Below are 15,706 nucleotides of genomic sequence, written 5' to 3'. Positions count from 1 at the left end.
GCGCATGCTTCGCGTCCATCGCTCCTTCGATCACACCGAAGCAGAGATCGTCGCCAGCCTGCTGCGTGCAGAAGGCTGTCCCGCCTACGCCTTCGAAAACGGACTGTCGAGGCTCAAGTGGTATCAGGTGATTGCATTCGGAGGCACCGTGGTGATGGTGCCCGATGAATACCTGGATGCTGCCACCGATGTACTTACCCGCTGGCGGCGGGGTGACTACTGCCTTGAAGATGATGACCGCTGTCCGCGCTGCAACAGCAGCGATATCGAGGAGAACCCCAACTACCGAGGCTGGGCGTTCTTTTTTGCATGCTTCGTCGGACTGCCTCTGTGGCCTGTACTGAAATGGCGGGAGCGCTGCCGGTCATGTGGCCATCACTGGAAAGCAGCCGCGCCTGACAGCTATGCCGAGCTGAACTCGCAGGCCGCCAGCATCAGGAAAGTAGAACAGGATGACTGATCTCCTAACGCTGGCCGACCGCATCGACGCATTGCTGCCGCAGACGCAGTGCGAGCAGTGCGGCTATCACGGTTGCCGGCCCTATGCCGAGGCGATCGCGCGCGGCGAAGCGGCCATCAACCAGTGCCCGCCCGGCGGCGCCGCCGGCATCGAGCAGCTCGCCGCCCTGCTGCAGACGCCGGTGCTGCCGCTGAACCCGGCCAATGGCGTCGAGAAGCCGCGCACGCTGGCGCGCATCGTCGAAGCGGACTGCATCGGCTGCACCAAGTGCATCCAGGCCTGTCCGGTCGATGCGATCGTGGGCGCGGCCAAACTGATGCACACGGTGATCGCCGACGACTGCACCGGTTGTGAACTGTGCGTATCCGCCTGCCCGGTCGACTGCATCGTGCTGCTGCCGATGCCGGCCGAACAGCTCGACGCTGCCCACGCCGATGCCGCACGCGCGCATTTTCAGCGCCGCGAGGCGCGCCTGCAGCGCCAGCATGTCCGGCGCGAGGCCGAGCTGGCCGCGCGCAAGGCGGCCGTCGACAGCAGCGTCCAGCGCAACCCGGTGCTGGAGGCGCTGGCCCGGGCCCGTGCGAAACAGGAGCCGAAATCATGAAGCGCGCCGATGTCATCGACATGTTCACGCGCCTGCGTGAACTCGACCCGCACCCGACCACCGAACTCGACTACGCCAGCCCGTTCGAACTGCTGGTGGCGGTGGTGCTGTCGGCGCAGGCCACCGACGTGGGCGTGAACAAGGCCACGAAAAAACTTTATCCGGTAGCCAACACGCCGCAGGCGATCCTCAAGCTCGGCGAGGAGGGCTTGAAGCGCTACATCAGCACGATCGGCCTGTTCAACGCCAAGGCGAAGAACGTGATCGCACTGTGCCGCCTGCTGGTCGAGCATCACGGCAGTGAGGTACCACGCACCCGCGAGGCACTGGAAGCGCTGCCCGGCGTGGGTCGCAAGACCGCCAACGTGGTGCTCAATACCGCGTTCGGCGAGCCGACCATCGCGGTCGACACGCATATCTTCCGCGTCGCCAACCGTACCGGGCTGGCGCCGGGCAAGGACGTGCGCACGGTCGAGGACAAGCTGGTCAAGGTGATCCCGGCCGAGTTCAGGCAGGACGCGCACCACTGGCTGATCCTGCACGGGCGCTACGTGTGCAAGGCGCGCAAGCCCGATTGCCCACACTGCGTTATCCGTGACCTGTGCCGCTACCGGGACAAGACCGTCGAAGACTGAGGGCACACGTGGAATCGATCGGAGTACGGCCGCTCGGGCCCCCCGAGCATGACGGCCGCCACGGCAGGAGGCGTACACGCCAGCCTCACGGTTTCATCCCGCCATTGTCACGCTTTCTTTCAGGTCACGGAGCTACTTTCCACCCTGGATGCTCGGCATCCCGGCCGGGAATCCGATGCTTCCGGAAACTGCGTTGGAGGGCATCATGAAACGATCGATCCTCATGGCAGCCGCCTTCATGGGTCTCGCTGGTGTCTGCAACACGGCCTCTGCCGAGACCTCCCATCTGGCCAGGTACGTCGTCAGCCTCAACAACGGATTCGCCGTCATGGGCATCGTGGCCCATACATCGACCGAATTCGCGCAGGCTCAACGCGAGGCCAATCTGTGGGAGGGCCGGCGCCATGTCAGCCTCGGCCCGCACAGCATCGCCGCGGTCGCGATCGAGGTGCATGGCACGGATCCGGTGGCGGCGATACGTGCCCTGACCGCGGAGGAATCCGCGGTCGGCGCCGACGCCGATCGGCCCGACCTGACGAACTGATCCCGGGCGTGGACAAGCGTGGCCGAGGCGACGCCGGGCGTGCCGCTGGCGTGTTCCCTCGCGCATTGATGCGCTGTACCTGCGCTGCACGACGCCCGATCTTCATGGACTCCGCTGGATGCTCTAGCCGGCGAGTTGCGCCCGTTCCAGCGCCGCGATGTGGCGCTCCAGCCGCGGCCCGAGGTAGCAGTGCGATCCGCACGGCAGCAGGCCGACCCGACCGAACTCGCGCAGGTACCAGGCCGGCGCGCGCGACACGAAACCGTGATGGTCGCCGGCCACGTCGTCGCGGCTGGTGAACACCTCCAGAAACGCCACGCCTTCGAGCATCTCGCCGATGCCCTGCAGGCCGGCCCGGATCTCCGTCGGCTTCAGGTAGTGCAGCACGTCGGTGCAGACGATCAGGTCGAAGCGCGTATCGAAGCGCAAGTGTTCGAGCTGGCCGAAGCGGGCCAGCCCGATGTTGCGGCTGCGCCCATAGCGCGCCACCACGTATTCGCTGGCATCCAGCCCCCGATACGCAACGTCCGGACGCAGGGCGCGCAACGGCTTGCGCCAGGTCGCCTCGCCACAGCCGACATCGAGTACGTTGCGGATCGGCCGGCCGAGGTAGTACTCCGCCTGCGCCACCACCATCGCCACCTTGCGCTTGAGCTCGGCCGGCGAGCTCACCGCGTGCTGCGGGTCGCGGTACCACTTGTCGAAATAGTCGCGGTCGTAGGTCTTGGGCATGGCGGCGCAGTGGGGCTGACGGAGCGCCATGGTAGCCGGTGCGCGCTACCATTCGTCTGCCGGGCATCACTTCATGTATGCGCCGGGCTTGCCAGCATCGGCATCGTGTGACGACCCGAGCAGGAATATCCGCATGAGCATGGTTCGCTTCCGCCTGATCGGCAGCCGCGCCGATGCCGACGCCGTCATCGCCGGCCTGCATGGCATCGAGGACATCGAGCACGTCGAGGAGATCGACGACCTGATCTCCGGCATGCGCGACGACTCCAGCTCCAGCGAGTCGGTCAGCGACACCGAGGGACATGTGTACTGCATCGAGGTGGATGCGGCCGACGACAGCCTGGCCGAACTCGTGCGCGAATGCGCCGGGGCGATCGCACGCGACTGCAATGCCGGCATCGAGTTCGTCGACGAATTCTGAACGTCGCAGAACCTCGACTACCCGGAACCGAACAATTACCGCGACACGCTCAGCGGAATGTTCACGCGCGTCCGCGGCCTGTCGGACCGCCAGACGCAGAGCATGTTCCCGGGCACCAGCGTGCGGGCTTTAACTGGTACGGACCCGCATGACGGCTTCGTCCGCGCTCATGCCGCGGCGCTGGTCACCAGCAGGTGCTTGGCGATCTGGCCATGCAGTCGACCGATGTCGCGGACCAGATGCAAGGTGGCGAACAACAGCACGATACCGAGCAGACACAGCCCGATCGTGCCGGCCCAGTCCGGACCGTCATAGCGATAGCCGTCGATGTTCATGTTGATCACATTGAAGCCGAACGCCTTGATCGCGGGTGCGGCGGCAAAAGCCAGCGACACGCTCAGCAGGGTCACCGCGAGCGTGAAATAGATGATGCCCAGCGGCAACATCAGCAGCATGTAGAGCAGCGTGGTCCAGCTGCGCGCGTCGGTGAACATCGCGCCGATCCGCTTCAGCAGCGGCGCGCCCTGCTGCGCCGGATAGGGCGGCCGGCGCGGCATGCGCACGCCGAGCATCACTTCGACGATGCGCCCTTCCAGCAGGGACAGGCCACGCACGCTGCCGAAGAACAGCACGACGAACGGGATGCCGATGATCAACACCGAGAACCCGGCCGAAAGCGAGATGCCGGTCACCACCCAGGTGAAGTAGAAGATGCCGGTGGCCAGCGCCAGCAGCATGTAGAACAAGGCGCCATAGGTGTGCGCATCGGCTGCCACACCGAAGAAGCGCCCGATCGGCGAACGCCTCTGTGGCGGCGGCGGCGGACGGATCGCCCGCTGGATACGGATCTCCTGGTCGCGATAGATATCGGCCACTTCATCCGGCGCGCCGTAGCTGCCGACGACGTGTTCGAGCATGGCCGCCTCGTCGCGGCCGGGCTGCTCGGCCAGTTCGGCGCGCAGGTGTTCCTCGGCGTCGTACAGCGCGTCCTGGATCAGGGCCGGGTCGGCGCCGCGCAACTCCGCGCGCAGTTGGCTCAGGTATTCGGCAATCGTGCGTGGCGCGTTCATTACACCCCTCCTTGCAAGACGTTATCGACGGAATCCCGGGTAGCGGTCCATGCCGCGGTCCACTCGCGCAACGACTCGCGCCCGGGTTTGGTGATGCGGTAGTAACGGCGCGGTGGCCCGCTGACCGATGGTTCGACTTCGCTGGCCAGCAACCCGGCCCCCTCCAGGTTGCGCAGTACCGGATACAACGCGCTCTGCTTGCCGGCCAGTACCCCCTCGCCCACCTCCTCCAGCCGCTTGGCGATCTGGTAGCCGTACATCGGCTGGCGCGACTGGCCGAGCACCGCCAGCAACACCAGCGACACCGTGCCGCTGGACAGCTCCTTCTGGAATTTCTTCAGTTGGCTGGTGATCTCGTCCACGGACTCGCCTGCACTGCCACTTGGGTCGACGTGAACCATAGTACGAAGTTCATACTAGTACATGGGTATGAAGTCATGGACGGTGCGCAGCGCGGTTTTGGGCATGAAACCAATGTATGTACGCGTCGTACAAACATTGGCGTCAGGGGGCAGAACCCTCCCGGAATCACTTTCTGCCGGTTTGATCCTCTGGTACGAGCATGCTCGGAGCCAGACCGAATACGCGCCGGCACGTCCGCGTCAGGTGGGCGGCGTCGGCAAATCCGGCCTCATGCGCGGCCTCGGTCCAGGAACGGCCCTGGAAGGCAAATGCCACCGCTTGTTCCATGCGCGCCCATAGCAGCCAGGCCCGCAGCGACGTGCCTGTCTGGGATACGAAGAGATGGCGGAAGCGGCCCGGCGAAAGATGGACTGTGGCCGCCACCTCTTCGAGCCGGATGGGTCTTTCGAGGCGTGCCCGCATCCATGCCAGTGCCGCCGTGATGCGGGCGTCCTGGCTGGGTGCCATCGCCGGATTTCCTGCCAGACGACAGACAGCGCCCTGGGCGAACTGCGCCATGAGGTCGTCCGGCGTGACGGCAAGGTATTGCGCGTGCAGATGCTTCACGGCATCGAGGGCCTCCACATCGGAAAGCAGAGCCACCTCGAAGCCCGAAAACCGCGCCCTGAGGGCTGCACCGCGGGTGGAATGGGGTTCCACGAACAGCGTAGCGATCGCCGTTCCGCAGCCGTCGAACCGATGACGACAATCGGGCATCACCACCATCCCCCGGGTCTCGCGCCAATCGGCCCAGGCATCGGCCTGAACGCGAAAGTTTCCCTCCATCGCCAGTGATATCTGGATGGCGTGGTGAGCGTGGTCCTGGACCAGTCCGATGGAACGACCAATCCACAGGCTGCCGCCTGGCCAGCCAATGACCCGCCCCACCCCGGCGACGGGACGTCTGCGTGCCTCGGGTTCGGCGGCGACGGTGGTCATAAGCAGCCATCCGATCAGCCCCTTTGTTCAAGATCGCTGGGGCGGGAGTGCACAGAATACGCCCCGCAGGCCACCTCCGGCCTGCCCCTTTCCTGGAGAGCCTGCCTGATGAATACCCATACGAACCCCTGCCCCTGCACCGACTGTGTCGGTACCGCCTGCAGCTGCGGTTGCCAGACCGCAACCCCGGTTGCATCGACCTGCCAGTGCGGCTGCCAGCAGGGCAAGCCCTGCCAGTGCGGTCCACGCTGACCTGGAGCTGCACGGATGGCCCGGACGCCGTCCGTGCAGCGAGAGCCATTTCCTGCACGGCAGCCTTGCCTGCTCTGCGGCGATACCGCTCGCCCCCTGGATTTGCCGCATGACGGTTTCGATCCTCACAGACTCACTGCCTGGCGTGTTTCAGGCAGTCTTTTACGGCGACGTCACTATCGAAGAGCGCGCGCTCACGCTGCAGCACAGTCTGCAATGGCTCAGCCGGAACAATCCGCAACGCATCCTGCTCGATTTCACCGAGGCACGTGTCGTTCCAGCGTCACCGGAGGCGACCATTCAACACGCAAGAAATCTGGCGTTCGAATACAACGTCATGTGCGGCGCACGGATTGCCTACGTGTCTCGCCTCGGCCCACAGGAAGTCGAATCCGTCGAGATGCTGGCCGCAGTGCGCGGCTACTTCTACCAGCGATTCACGGATCGAGCCTTTGCCCTGGACTGGCTCGTGCGGGAGAGCGAATGGAAATTCCAGCCCGGGCCTTTCCCGGTGGCCTGATCGGTGCCGCCTTCATGGATTTCGTCGAGCCTCCATGCAGCCGGCGCGGCATGGCGGCCCGACACTGCTTTCGCGGTGAAGCGCATCGAGAGCGGTGCACTCCGGGGCGTTGATGGACTGCCCAGCGGCATCGCCCCGGTTTCCGGGCCCGCACCGACCTTGATGTCATGTCCACTGCGCTCTGCTAAGTTGCCAGACCTGTTGCTCAGTCATCTGAAGGGGAATCCGATGCTTGCACGCCGCCTTGCTGCCGCCCTCGCGTTGCTTGCCGGTCTGCTGCTGTCGCATGCGGCTGCCGCGGCGGACAAGAACGCGCCTACGCCGACCACCGGGCAGTTGCTGGCACGGTCACGTGCTGCCGAATGGCGCACGCCCGATCCGCGCAACCTGCTGGTGATGCAATTGCCGACCGGTCGCGTGCTGATCGAACTGGCCGCGGACTTCACCCCGCTGCACGCGGCGAACATCCGCACGCTGGCGCGGCAGCATTATTTCGATGGCTTGGCGATCGTGCGGGTGCAGGACAACTTCGTGACCCAGTGGGGCGACCCGGCCAGCGACGATACCGGCGACAAGACGAAGCTGCGCTCGCTGGGCAAGGCGCGCGGCACGCTGCCGCCGGAATACACCCGGCCGATCGACCCGAAACGGGAGTGGACCGCCCTGCCCGATGGCGATGTCTACGCGCCCGAGGTCGGTTTCTCCGAGGGCTTTCCGGTGGCGCGCGATCCGGCCAGCGGACAGGAGTGGCCGACCCACTGTTACGGCATGGTCGGCGTGGGCCGCGGCAACGACCCGCAGACCGGCAACGGCAGCGAACTGTATGCAGTGATCGGCCAGGCACCACGCCGGCTCGATCGCAACCTGGCGATTGCCGGCCGCGTGCTCGAAGGCATGCCGCTGCTGTCAGGTCTGCCGCGCGGCGACGGGGCGATGGGCTTCTACGGCAAACCCGCGCAGCGCACGATCATCGAGTCCGTGCGACTGGCGTCCGATCTGCCGCCGGCGCAACGCCCCGCCGTCGAGGTGCTGCGTACCGACAGCGCCACGTTCGCCGCGCTGCTGGATGCCAAACGCCACCGGCATGACGCGTTCTATGAAACATCGTCGGGCAAGGTGGGCCTGTGCGACATCGACGTGCCAGTACGCGAGCGGACGTCGACCCCGGCTTCACCGTGAGGCATCTAAACCGGCGCGGGCGAACATCCTGTTCAGCCGCGTCGGTTACCTTGCCTTCCACCTGGCCGATTGCGGAAACTGCGGCATGCCGTTGAACGATACCCTGGACTTCCTGCGTGCCTGGCTGCGCGATCCGCGTGGTATCGGTGCGGTGACGCCATCGGGCGCAGCGCTGGCGCGGTTGATGACCTCGCATGTCAGCCAGCTGGACGGGCCGGTGATCGAACTGGGCCCGGGTACCGGTGCCCTGACCCGCGCGCTGCTGGCGCGTGGCGTGCCACCCCATCGGCTGGCGCTGATCGAAGCCGACCCGCATTTTGCCAAAGCGCTGAGCCGACGTTACCCGCAGGCCAAGATCCTGCGCATGGATGCGGCACAGCTGGGCCAGACCGACTCGCTGTTCGGCAACGAACGGGCCTGTGCCGTGGTCAGCGGCCTGCCCCTGCTGTCGATGCCCGCCAGCCAGGTCGCCGCCATCGTGCAGGGCGTGTTCGAGCGGCAACTGCGTGCCGGCGGCATGTTCTACCAGTTCACCTACGGCATGCGCTGCCCGTTGCCGGCCGCCCTGCTGCTACGGCTGAACCTGCAGGCCCAGCGCGTGGGCAGTGCCCTGCTGAACCTGCCGCCGGCGGCGGTCTACCGCATCAGCCAGCGGCCGGATATCCTGATTGCCGCCTGAGACCGCACCGCACAAGGGTTTGGTGGCTAAACCGCCCGGCACCGGGCCGAACGATTTCCGCGTCCCGTTCACATTCGCTCGGCGGCGTAATTGGCTATAGTGAAAACCTGATTCGAGAGCCGAGATCCTTCATGAGCCATCCTGGTCAACCGCCGTCTCGCCGTGCAGCAGGAACATCCTCCGGCCCCCAGGGAACCCGACTGTTTTCCACCGAAGCCTTGCGCCAGTACGCGAGCGAGGCGGATTTTGCATCGGATGAGCCGGCCAGCAAGCACGAGCCGGTACTGGAAGGGATCAGTCCGGGACTGGAGACCTTGCGGTTCTCGCTGCGCCCGGGTCGGCAGACCATCGGCAGGAACAGCGACAACGACATCGTCGTGGACGACTCCAGCGTGTCCGCCTCGCATGGCTGGATCATCATCCAGCACGGGCACTACGTCATCATGAACACGCTGTCCACCAATGGCACGTACGTGAATGACCGACGCGTCCATGAAGCGACCCTCAAGCACGGCGACCACATCCGGCTGGGCCAGGCCGAGTTCCTGTTCCTGACCCGCGAACGCGGTGCGCCCCGCTTGATACGCCCGCGCTGGATCGCGGCGAGCCTGCTGCTGGTCGGGCTGGGTGTGCTGGCCTGGCGGCTGATCTGAACCGCCGGTCATGACCGACCGCGACATCCCGCAGCGGGTCGGCCGCTATCTCATCGAAGGCGTCCTCGGCGAGGGCGCCATGTCAGTGGTTTACGCGGGGTTCGACCCGGATATCGAGCGTCGGGTCGCGATCAAATGCCTGCATCGCGAGGTCGCCGCCGATCCCGCCTGCCGCCAGCGCTTCCTCGCCGAAGCGCGCGCCGCGGGCCACCTCACGCATCCGCATATCCTCACCATCTTCGATGCCGGGGAAAGCGACGACGGCTACTCCTACATCGCGATGGAACGCCTCTCGGGCGAGACGCTGGCCAGTCGTGTCGCACGCGAAGGATTCCCGCCCGTCACGGTCATCCTGGAGGTGGCCGAACAAGTCGCCGCCGCGCTCGAGTATGCCCACAGTCGGGACGTCGTTCACCACGACATCAAGCCTGAAAACATCATGCTGGGTGACGGCTGGCATCAGGTCAGGGTCAACGACTTCGGCATCGCCGAGCGGCGTCGGGCAAAAGGCGAGACTGCCAGCCCGCGCACCGAGATCGGCGGCACCCCGGCCTACATGGCGCCGGAGCACCTGCGCGGCGAACCCACCGATTCCCGCAGCGACCTGTTTTCGCTGGGCGTGGTGCTGTACTGGCTCGTCTGCGGCAAGTTGCCCTGGCGGGAGACCGACGACCTGCGCCAGCTGCTGCGTGAACGGCGAAGGGTGCGCCGGCCAAAGCTCCAGCCACGGGATCCGTCCACCCCGTCGATCCTGCTCGACATCGTGCGCACCCTGCTGGCACCCGCGGCCGAGGCACGCTATCAGCGCGGTGCCGAGGTCGTCGACGACCTGCGCCTGGCCCGCCGCGAGTACGAGCGCCTGTACGAAAAGCCGCTGACCAGCCGCATCGTGTCGCTGCGATTGCGCTGGTCCGGCCTGCTCGGCATCGTTTTGAGCCTCACCCTGCTGATTGGGCTGAGCGCCATCTACGCCAAGCAGAACACCGCCGTCACCGGCCTGGCGCTGGACTTCGGCAGTTCGCTGGGGCGCATGATCGTCAGCGAATCGGCCGAGGACCTTCTGCTGGGCGATCGTGCCGCCACGCGCGCCCTGGTCGAGGATATCGCCCGCAACCAGCAGATCCGCTACCTCGCGATTGCCGACCGCCACGGCGAGATCATCGCCAGCACCCAGCAGGACCAGGTCAGTCGGCGACTGCCGCTGTTGAGCGGGCAGGAACGCCTGTCCGCGAACCGTGACGTCACCAGCTATCGCGGCCACATCACCGGTGACGCGGACCTGGGCGAGATGCTGCTGTTCGACATGCCGATCCGTTATCAGTCCGCCACGGTGGGCGCTCTGCGGTTGGGCATCAGCGACGCGCCGTTGCGCGCCGCCCAGAAGACCACGCTGTGGGTGATCGTCGCCGTGCTGGTGGTGACGCTCGCGGCGGTGGTCGGCTCGGCCTACTGGTTGTCGCGGCGGCTGCTGACCCTGTTCGATCTGCTGGGCAGCGCCATGCTGCGGGTGGCGCGGGGTGATTTCCGACACCGCATCCGGCTGGCCCGCCGCGACGAAATCGGCCGGGTGTTCGCCGCGTTCAACCTGATGAACGGTGCCCTGCAATCGCGGCATAGCCGAAGCCGCAAGACCGACCCCACCACGCCGCTGGAAGACATCGGACGACCCACCCGCATCATGCCCGTGGCGACCCCCGAAGACGATGTCCGGCAACCGCCCGGTTGAGAGGTCCGACCACGGTGCGGCGCGGCCACGCCGAGGTCAGAGCTGGCGCAGACGACGCTTGAGCTCCAGTGCACGGGTCCGGTAGATGATCGCCGGCTCGAACGTCGGGTCGATCGCCAGCGCGCGATTCCACAGCGTGATGGCCTGATCCAGCTGCTGATCGCGATACAGCACGATGGCCCGCTGGTGGTATTGCGCCACCAGTTGCCGGCGCATCGAGGCGGAGGCCGAGCCGTTCGACCGCAACTGCGGATCGACCAGCAGCGCCTGATCGAGTCGCATCAGCGCCTCGCCCTTCCGGCCCTTGTTCAGCAGGCTCACGCTTTCGTCCTGCAGCCGGCTGGCCTTCGTCGCCGATGACTCGCCGATGGTCCCGGCCCCCGGACTGATCGCCGGTCCGGGGCTGCTCGGCCCGGTGCTGCCCGGGTCGGGGCTGGCCGGTCCGGGATGGGCTGCCGATTCGGCGACGTCACCGCCCACGGGCTCGGCCATGCGGGGAACCGACAGCGGCAGCTTCAGCTTCTCGCCCACACGCAGAAACGACGGGTGGGTCGATTCGTTGTACCGGGCCAGGATCAGGAACAGGTTCGGGTCACCGAGATAGCGGGCGGCCAGGCCACTGTAGGAATCCCCCGGTCGCACCACGTAGATGCGCCGCTTGCTGCCGAGCATCTGCTCCGGATCGACCGTGAGCTGTCGCAGCATCGCCTGGGCCGGACGATCCCCCGGATGCTTCGTCAGATACCGGCGCAACGCCTTTTCGGCCTCGGCATAATGGCCGGGCTGGACTTCCTGCCTGACGATCGCCGCCACGGACGGGTAGTCCTTGCCGGACTCGACGGCACGCACGGGCGTCGCCACGGATGGCGTAGTCGGCTGCACGACCACCCGCGCCTTGAGCCTGGCGATCTGGGCGCAGCCGGCGACGACCAGCATGGCCGCAGGCAAGGCGATCAGGATCGCCCGCTTCAGCCAGCGGCAGTCACCACACCACGTTCGTCTTGAAACCATGCGTTCCGCCTGCTCAACTCGACCTGACCGTCAGGCCACCAGACCGCCCCGACGGCCCGCGCGGCCCCGAAGCCAGGATACCCAGCCCGCGCGAAACAATATCAAGGCCACATTGTCGCCTGCTTCCCCGGCGCGCTCCAGCACGAGCGTGAGTGCCTCGTGCAATGCGCCCGGCTGATCGCGACGGTGCGCCAGCCGACCCAGCTCCTGCGCCGACAGATGTTCCCACACGCCGTCGCTGCACAGCGCGAACGCCTGCCCCGCGCGCAACATCGCGCCGCCATGCTCGACCTGCGGTGGCTGCGCACCACCGAGGCCACGCAGCAACTTGTGCTGGTCGGGATCGCTGGCCAGCTGATCGGCGCCGAGTTCACCACGGCGCACTTTCAGCTGGGACAGGCTGTGATCCTCGGTGCGACCGATACAGCGCCGTCCCTGGAACCGATACAGGCGACTGTCGCCCACGTGCGCCCAACTGATGTGATGCCCCCGGATCAGCAACGCCACCACGGTCGAATGCGGCTCGCCGCTGGCCAGATCCCGGCCACGGCGGCGCAGTTCGGCGTGTGCTTCCTGACAGAGCGTCTCCAGAAACACCGCCCCGGGCTGCTCCCGCCACAGGCCCTGCTCCCACAATCGGCGAGCGACATGGATGACGCCCTCGGCGGCAAGCTCGCCTGCACCGTCGCCGCCCATGCCGTCGGCCACCACCAGCAGTCGAGCATCACCGGATGGATCGTGCAGGCATACCAGGTGATCCTGCTGGGTCGCCCGCCCGCCCCGTGCCCGCCCGGCGGCCACCCTCGGCAGCGTGCAGGTCTCGATCTGCTTGTCCATCTGCGGCACCGCCTTGCCTGGGCATCGGTTTGCGAAGGGCTGTCTGCGTGGTTGCCGGCCCAGTATAGCCATGGCGGCCCGGCCGGTTTCCGGCCGGGCGAGGATGATCCAGCATGGGTGGCGGAACCGTGCGGCTTTGCTTCGGCGACCGCCGCAGCGGCAGCCACATCAGCCGGCGCGAAGCCGGCGCGGCGGGCCCGAGTAGCTCCAGGTCGGCACCGGGAGCGGTCGCCATTGCGCGAAAGACGCCGGAATCCGTGCCCGCGGGCATGCCTCGCGCAATGCCGCCAGTGCGCGCTCCGCCGTTTCGTGGCGCCCCAGCTCCCGCTCATCCAGCAGGGCTCGCCAGCGGCGGCCGTGCTGCACGATGCGCAACAGGCCGGCCTTGGAAGGAAGAACGTATTGCGCAAGCACGATGCTGACCCGGGAAAGCAGGAGCCTCGCAGTGTGCGAGCCGATCGTGACGCCGTTCTTGTGCTCGTACGACAGCAGCATGACGCCGGTTTCGCGCGCCGCGGCACGGGCGTCCGCGCAGGGCGCGGTCGGTGGCGAGTGTGGTGCGGCGCATGCCGAAGTGCGTTCGATCGGAAGAGAAAGGCCGCCCCGAGGTGGCAGCGGAGCCGGCTCAGGCGATGCCGTGCAGCCCGCATTCGCGCTTGAGCCCGAAGAAGCGGGTGTCCTCGGCGTCCATGCCGGGCTCCCAGCGATGGCTGGTGTGGCGGTCGCCGATCGATACGTAGCCCTGTGCCCACAGCGGGTGGTACGGCAGGCGGTGGCGGGTGAGGTAGTGACCGATGTCGCGATCGCTCCAGTCGGCCAGCGGGTGCAGTTTCCAGCGGCCGTTGCGCTGCTCGAGCACGTCGATCACCGCGCGGCTGCGCGACTGCTGCCGGCGCAGCCCGGCGATCCAGCTGGCCGCATTCAACTCGGCCAGCGCGCGCTGCATCGGCTCGACCTTGCGCAGCTGGTTGTAGCGATCGATGCCGGTCACGCCCTGCTCCCACAGCCGCCCGTGGCGCGCTTCCATCCGCGCGGGGCTGAGCGGTGACTGGTACACCTTGAGGTTGAGCGCCAGCCGTGCGGTCAGCTCGTCGATGAAGCGGTAGGTCTCGGGGAACAGGTAACCGGTGTCGATCAGCACCACGGGGATATCCGGCCGCTGCCGCGTCACCATATGCAACGACACCGCCGCTTGCGCGCCGAAGCTGGAGGACAGCACGTGCTCGCCGGGCAGGTGCTCGAATGCCCAGGCGACGCGCTGCTCGGCGCTGAGCGGCGCCAGCGACGCATTCAGTGCCGCCAGTGCCTGTGGCTCGACGATAGCCTGGTCGAACACGATGTCGCTCATGCCAGCACCGTGGCGGCGATACGCCGCGAAGGCGGCGCGGCGAGGATGCCCACACGCAGCAGGAAATCGCCGAAGCCCTCGCCTGCGGAGCGCTCCGCGGCGTAACGCGCGAACAGCGGATCGAGCGCCTCGAGGATCGAGGCCTCGTCGATGTTCTCGCGGTAGACCTGGTTCAGCCGCTGGCCGCTGAAATCGGCGGCCAGGCGCAGGTCGTAACGACCTGGGGCACGGCCGACCAGGGCGATCTCGCCCAGGTAGGGCCGCGAGCAACCGTTCGGGCAGCCGGACAGGCGCAGCAGGATCGGGGCATCGATCAGGCCATGGCTGTCCAGCAACGCTTCCAGCTTCGGCAGGATCTGTGGCAGGTAGCGTTCGCTTTCGGCCATCGCCAGGGCGCAGGTCGGCAGCGCCACGCAGGCGACCGCGTGCTGGCGGATCGCGCTGTGCTTCAGATAGCCGTCCAGACCGTGGCGGGCCACGATCGCGTCGATGCCGGCGCGGTCAACCGCGGCCACGTTGGCGATGATCAGGTTCTGGTTGCAGGTGAGCCGGATGTCGCCGGTATGCACGCCCGCCAGCTCGCGCATGCCGCTGAGCCAGGTCTGGCCGGGGCAATCGAGCAGGCGCCCGGACTCGACCTGCAAGGTCAGGTGCCAGCGGCCCGCGTGGCCCTGGATCCAGCCGTAGCGATCGCCGTTGTGCTCGAAGCGGAATGCGCGCGCGGGCGCCAGCGCAACGCCGAGACGACGTTCCACCTCGGCCTTGAACACCTCCAGCCCACGCGTGTCGATGGTGTACTTCAGCCGCGCGTGCTTGCGCTCCTGGCGATCGCCCCAGTCACGCTGCACCGAGATGACCGACTCGGCCAGCGCCAGCAACCGTTCCGGCCGCACGAAGCCGATCACGTCGCCAAGCCGCGGATAAGTGCTCGGGTCACCATGGCTGGCGCCCATGCCACCGCCGATCGCCACGTTGAAACCCAGCAGCTCGCCCTGATCCACGATCGCGATCAGGCCCAGGTCCTGGGCAAACACATCGACATCGTTCAGCGGCGGGATCGCCAGCCCGATCTTGAACTTGCGCGGCAGGTAGGTCGGCCCGTACAGCGGCTCATGCTCTTCCTCGCCCACCAGCTTCTCGCCGTCGAGCCAGATCTCGTGGTACGCGCGGGTCTGCGGCTTGAGGTGCTCGGACAGGCGCACCGCCCACGCGTACGCCAGCTCGTGCGCCGCCGACTCGACCGGGTTGGCGTTGCACACCACGTTGCGGTTGATGTCGCCGCAGGCGGCAATGGTGCTGGCCATCGCCGCGTCGATCGCGGCGATGGTCGGCTTCAGGTTGTGCTTGATCACGCCGTGCCACTGGAAGGTCTGCCGGGTGGTGATGCGCAGTCCGCTGCTGGCGTAGTCGCTGGCGATCGCATCGAACGCCAGCCATTGCGCCGGCGTCATCACGCCGCCGGCAAGCCGCGCGCGCACCATGAACGAATAGGCCGGCTCCAGCTTCTGCCGGCGCCGCTCGTCGCGGATGTCGCGGTCATCCTGCTGGTAGGTGCCGTGGAACTTGATCAGCTTGCCGTCGTCCTCGCTGATCGCGCCGGTGACCGGATCGGCCAGTCCCTCGGCGATGCCGCCCCGCAGGTAGCGGCTTTGCTGCTTGATGGTTTCGAATGAGCTGGACATGGGCTGTTCCGA

Annotated in this window: 19 protein-coding genes; 10 read left to right on the top strand and 9 right to left on the bottom strand. The window is 67.0% G+C overall.

The genetic code is table 11. The features are described 5' to 3' along the window. The first annotated feature begins 4 nt into the window (after nucleotides 1–4). From ACFPPA_RS07265 to ACFPPA_RS07250, 4 genes are all read left to right on the top strand, one after another. Nucleotides 5–460 carry a putative signal transducing protein gene (locus ACFPPA_RS07265; RefSeq protein WP_377318716.1) on the top strand — a complete coding sequence of 152 codons (456 nt, stop codon included), beginning with the start codon at nucleotides 5–7 and terminating at the stop codon, nucleotides 458–460. After that, nucleotides 453–1,064, top strand: coding sequence for an electron transport complex subunit RsxB (gene rsxB / locus ACFPPA_RS07260; protein ID WP_377318714.1), 612 nt, complete (start codon nucleotides 453–455; stop codon nucleotides 1,062–1,064). Before ACFPPA_RS07265 ends, rsxB begins: the two co-directional genes overlap by 8 nt. Next, a complete protein-coding gene (gene nth / locus ACFPPA_RS07255; RefSeq protein ID WP_377318712.1) occupies nucleotides 1,061–1,699 on the top strand; it encodes an endonuclease III in 639 nt (212 codons plus the stop codon). The genes rsxB and nth overlap by 4 nt, the downstream gene beginning before the upstream one ends. Nucleotides 1,700–1,904: 205 nt before the next feature. Next, a complete protein-coding gene (locus tag ACFPPA_RS07250) occupies nucleotides 1,905–2,243 on the top strand; it encodes a hypothetical protein (RefSeq protein WP_377318710.1) in 339 nt (112 codons plus the stop codon). A 123-nt stretch (nucleotides 2,244–2,366) separates the two neighbouring features. On the opposite strand, the gene ACFPPA_RS07245 is transcribed toward ACFPPA_RS07250, so the two are convergent. Beyond that, nucleotides 2,367–2,975: a class I SAM-dependent DNA methyltransferase gene (locus tag ACFPPA_RS07245; RefSeq protein WP_377318708.1), complete on the bottom strand. Its 609-nt coding sequence runs from the start codon at nucleotides 2,973–2,975 to the stop codon at nucleotides 2,367–2,369. A gap of 133 nt (nucleotides 2,976–3,108) precedes the next feature. Here ACFPPA_RS07245 and ACFPPA_RS07240 point away from each other — a divergent pair, with 133 nt between their 5' ends. Next, entirely contained in the window at nucleotides 3,109–3,396 is a 288-nt protein-coding gene (locus ACFPPA_RS07240; RefSeq protein ID WP_377318706.1) for a hypothetical protein, read from the top strand. Nucleotides 3,397–3,563: 167 nt separating this feature from the next. Here ACFPPA_RS07240 and ACFPPA_RS07235 read toward each other — a convergent pair whose 3' ends face one another. The 3 genes from ACFPPA_RS07235 to ACFPPA_RS07225 form a co-directional block, all read right to left on the bottom strand. Further along, on the bottom strand, nucleotides 3,564–4,466 hold the full coding sequence (locus ACFPPA_RS07235) for a sensor domain-containing protein (protein WP_377318704.1): 903 nt from the start codon (nucleotides 4,464–4,466) through the stop codon (nucleotides 3,564–3,566). Further along, nucleotides 4,466–4,867 carry a PadR family transcriptional regulator gene (locus tag ACFPPA_RS07230; protein ID WP_377318702.1) on the bottom strand — a complete coding sequence of 134 codons (402 nt, stop codon included), beginning with the start codon at nucleotides 4,865–4,867 and terminating at the stop codon, nucleotides 4,466–4,468. The genes ACFPPA_RS07235 and ACFPPA_RS07230 overlap by 1 nt, the downstream gene beginning before the upstream one ends. A 127-nt stretch (nucleotides 4,868–4,994) precedes the next feature. After that, nucleotides 4,995–5,807, bottom strand: coding sequence for a helix-turn-helix transcriptional regulator (locus ACFPPA_RS07225; protein WP_377318700.1), 813 nt, complete (start codon nucleotides 5,805–5,807; stop codon nucleotides 4,995–4,997). 361 nt (nucleotides 5,808–6,168) lie between these two features. On the opposite strand from ACFPPA_RS07225, the gene ACFPPA_RS07220 reads away from it, so the two are divergent. From ACFPPA_RS07220 to ACFPPA_RS07200, 5 genes are all read left to right on the top strand, one after another. Further along, a complete protein-coding gene (locus ACFPPA_RS07220; protein WP_377318698.1) occupies nucleotides 6,169–6,579 on the top strand; it encodes a hypothetical protein in 411 nt (136 codons plus the stop codon). Nucleotides 6,580–6,807: 228 nt separating this feature from the next. Then, a complete protein-coding gene (locus ACFPPA_RS07215) occupies nucleotides 6,808–7,758 on the top strand; it encodes a peptidylprolyl isomerase (RefSeq protein WP_377318696.1) in 951 nt (316 codons plus the stop codon). An 85-nt stretch (nucleotides 7,759–7,843) separates the two neighbouring features. Beyond that, nucleotides 7,844–8,437 (top strand): class I SAM-dependent methyltransferase, encoded by a 594-nt coding sequence (locus ACFPPA_RS07210; RefSeq protein ID WP_377318694.1) that lies wholly within the window; start codon nucleotides 7,844–7,846, stop codon nucleotides 8,435–8,437. Nucleotides 8,438–8,568: 131 nt separating this feature from the next. After that, entirely contained in the window at nucleotides 8,569–9,090 is a 522-nt protein-coding gene (locus tag ACFPPA_RS07205; protein WP_377318692.1) for an FHA domain-containing protein, read from the top strand. A 10-nt stretch (nucleotides 9,091–9,100) separates the two neighbouring features. Further along, entirely contained in the window at nucleotides 9,101–10,816 is a 1,716-nt protein-coding gene (locus ACFPPA_RS07200) for a protein kinase domain-containing protein (protein WP_377318690.1), read from the top strand. A 36-nt stretch (nucleotides 10,817–10,852) separates the two neighbouring features. On the opposite strand, the gene ACFPPA_RS07195 is transcribed toward ACFPPA_RS07200, so the two are convergent. From ACFPPA_RS07195 to cysI, 5 genes are all read right to left on the bottom strand, one after another. Beyond that, nucleotides 10,853–11,827, bottom strand: a complete 975-nt coding sequence (locus ACFPPA_RS07195; protein ID WP_377318688.1) for a LysM peptidoglycan-binding domain-containing protein — start codon at nucleotides 11,825–11,827, stop codon at nucleotides 10,853–10,855. 30 nt (nucleotides 11,828–11,857) lie between these two features. Beyond that, the gene (locus ACFPPA_RS07190; protein ID WP_377318686.1) at nucleotides 11,858–12,664 is read right to left on the bottom strand and encodes a PP2C family protein-serine/threonine phosphatase; all 807 of its coding nucleotides are present in this window, start codon (nucleotides 12,662–12,664) and stop codon (nucleotides 11,858–11,860) included. A 168-nt stretch (nucleotides 12,665–12,832) separates the two neighbouring features. Then, entirely contained in the window at nucleotides 12,833–13,159 is a 327-nt protein-coding gene (locus tag ACFPPA_RS07185) for a hypothetical protein (protein WP_377318684.1), read from the bottom strand. 130 nt (nucleotides 13,160–13,289) lie between these two features. Then, complete coding sequence (locus ACFPPA_RS07180; protein WP_377318682.1) at nucleotides 13,290–14,012, bottom strand: phosphoadenylyl-sulfate reductase; 723 nt, start codon at nucleotides 14,010–14,012, stop codon at nucleotides 13,290–13,292. After that, nucleotides 14,009–15,694 (bottom strand): assimilatory sulfite reductase (NADPH) hemoprotein subunit, encoded by a 1,686-nt coding sequence (cysI, locus tag ACFPPA_RS07175; protein ID WP_377318679.1) that lies wholly within the window; start codon nucleotides 15,692–15,694, stop codon nucleotides 14,009–14,011. The genes ACFPPA_RS07180 and cysI overlap by 4 nt, the downstream gene beginning before the upstream one ends. Nucleotides 15,695–15,706: the final 12 nt, after the last annotated feature.

This window comes from Rhodanobacter ginsengisoli (genome assembly GCF_042657065.1).
Lineage (GTDB): Bacteria > Pseudomonadota > Gammaproteobacteria > Xanthomonadales > Rhodanobacteraceae > Rhodanobacter > Rhodanobacter ginsengisoli.
Note: the sequence above shows the minus strand (reverse complement) of the source record. Positions and strands in the feature narration are given on the sequence as shown.

Bases quoted from the DNA above. Each gene is read 5' to 3' on its own strand.
- ACFPPA_RS07265 (WP_377318716.1), top strand. From the start codon at position 5: ATGCTTCGCGTCCATCGCTCCTTCGATCACACCGAAGCAGAGATCGTC.
- rsxB (WP_377318714.1), top strand. From the start codon at position 453: ATGACTGATCTCCTAACGCTGGCCGACCGCATCGACGCATTGCTGCCG.
- nth (WP_377318712.1), top strand. From the start codon at position 1,061: ATGAAGCGCGCCGATGTCATCGACATGTTCACGCGCCTGCGTGAACTC.
- ACFPPA_RS07250 (WP_377318710.1), top strand. From the start codon at position 1,905: ATGAAACGATCGATCCTCATGGCAGCCGCCTTCATGGGTCTCGCTGGT.
- ACFPPA_RS07245 (WP_377318708.1), bottom strand. From the start codon at position 2,975: ATGCCCAAGACCTACGACCGCGACTATTTCGACAAGTGGTACCGCGAC.
- ACFPPA_RS07240 (WP_377318706.1), top strand. From the start codon at position 3,109: ATGAGCATGGTTCGCTTCCGCCTGATCGGCAGCCGCGCCGATGCCGAC.
- ACFPPA_RS07235 (WP_377318704.1), bottom strand. From the start codon at position 4,466: ATGAACGCGCCACGCACGATTGCCGAATACCTGAGCCAACTGCGCGCG.
- ACFPPA_RS07230 (WP_377318702.1), bottom strand. From the start codon at position 4,867: ATGGTTCACGTCGACCCAAGTGGCAGTGCAGGCGAGTCCGTGGACGAG.
- ACFPPA_RS07225 (WP_377318700.1), bottom strand. From the start codon at position 5,807: ATGACCACCGTCGCCGCCGAACCCGAGGCACGCAGACGTCCCGTCGCC.
- ACFPPA_RS07220 (WP_377318698.1), top strand. From the start codon at position 6,169: ATGACGGTTTCGATCCTCACAGACTCACTGCCTGGCGTGTTTCAGGCA.
- ACFPPA_RS07215 (WP_377318696.1), top strand. From the start codon at position 6,808: ATGCTTGCACGCCGCCTTGCTGCCGCCCTCGCGTTGCTTGCCGGTCTG.
- ACFPPA_RS07210 (WP_377318694.1), top strand. From the start codon at position 7,844: ATGCCGTTGAACGATACCCTGGACTTCCTGCGTGCCTGGCTGCGCGAT.
- ACFPPA_RS07205 (WP_377318692.1), top strand. From the start codon at position 8,569: ATGAGCCATCCTGGTCAACCGCCGTCTCGCCGTGCAGCAGGAACATCC.
- ACFPPA_RS07200 (WP_377318690.1), top strand. From the start codon at position 9,101: ATGACCGACCGCGACATCCCGCAGCGGGTCGGCCGCTATCTCATCGAA.
- ACFPPA_RS07195 (WP_377318688.1), bottom strand. From the start codon at position 11,827: ATGGTTTCAAGACGAACGTGGTGTGGTGACTGCCGCTGGCTGAAGCGG.
- ACFPPA_RS07190 (WP_377318686.1), bottom strand. From the start codon at position 12,664: ATGGACAAGCAGATCGAGACCTGCACGCTGCCGAGGGTGGCCGCCGGG.
- ACFPPA_RS07185 (WP_377318684.1), bottom strand. From the start codon at position 13,159: ATGCTGCTGTCGTACGAGCACAAGAACGGCGTCACGATCGGCTCGCAC.
- ACFPPA_RS07180 (WP_377318682.1), bottom strand. From the start codon at position 14,012: ATGAGCGACATCGTGTTCGACCAGGCTATCGTCGAGCCACAGGCACTG.
- cysI (WP_377318679.1), bottom strand. From the start codon at position 15,694: ATGTCCAGCTCATTCGAAACCATCAAGCAGCAAAGCCGCTACCTGCGG.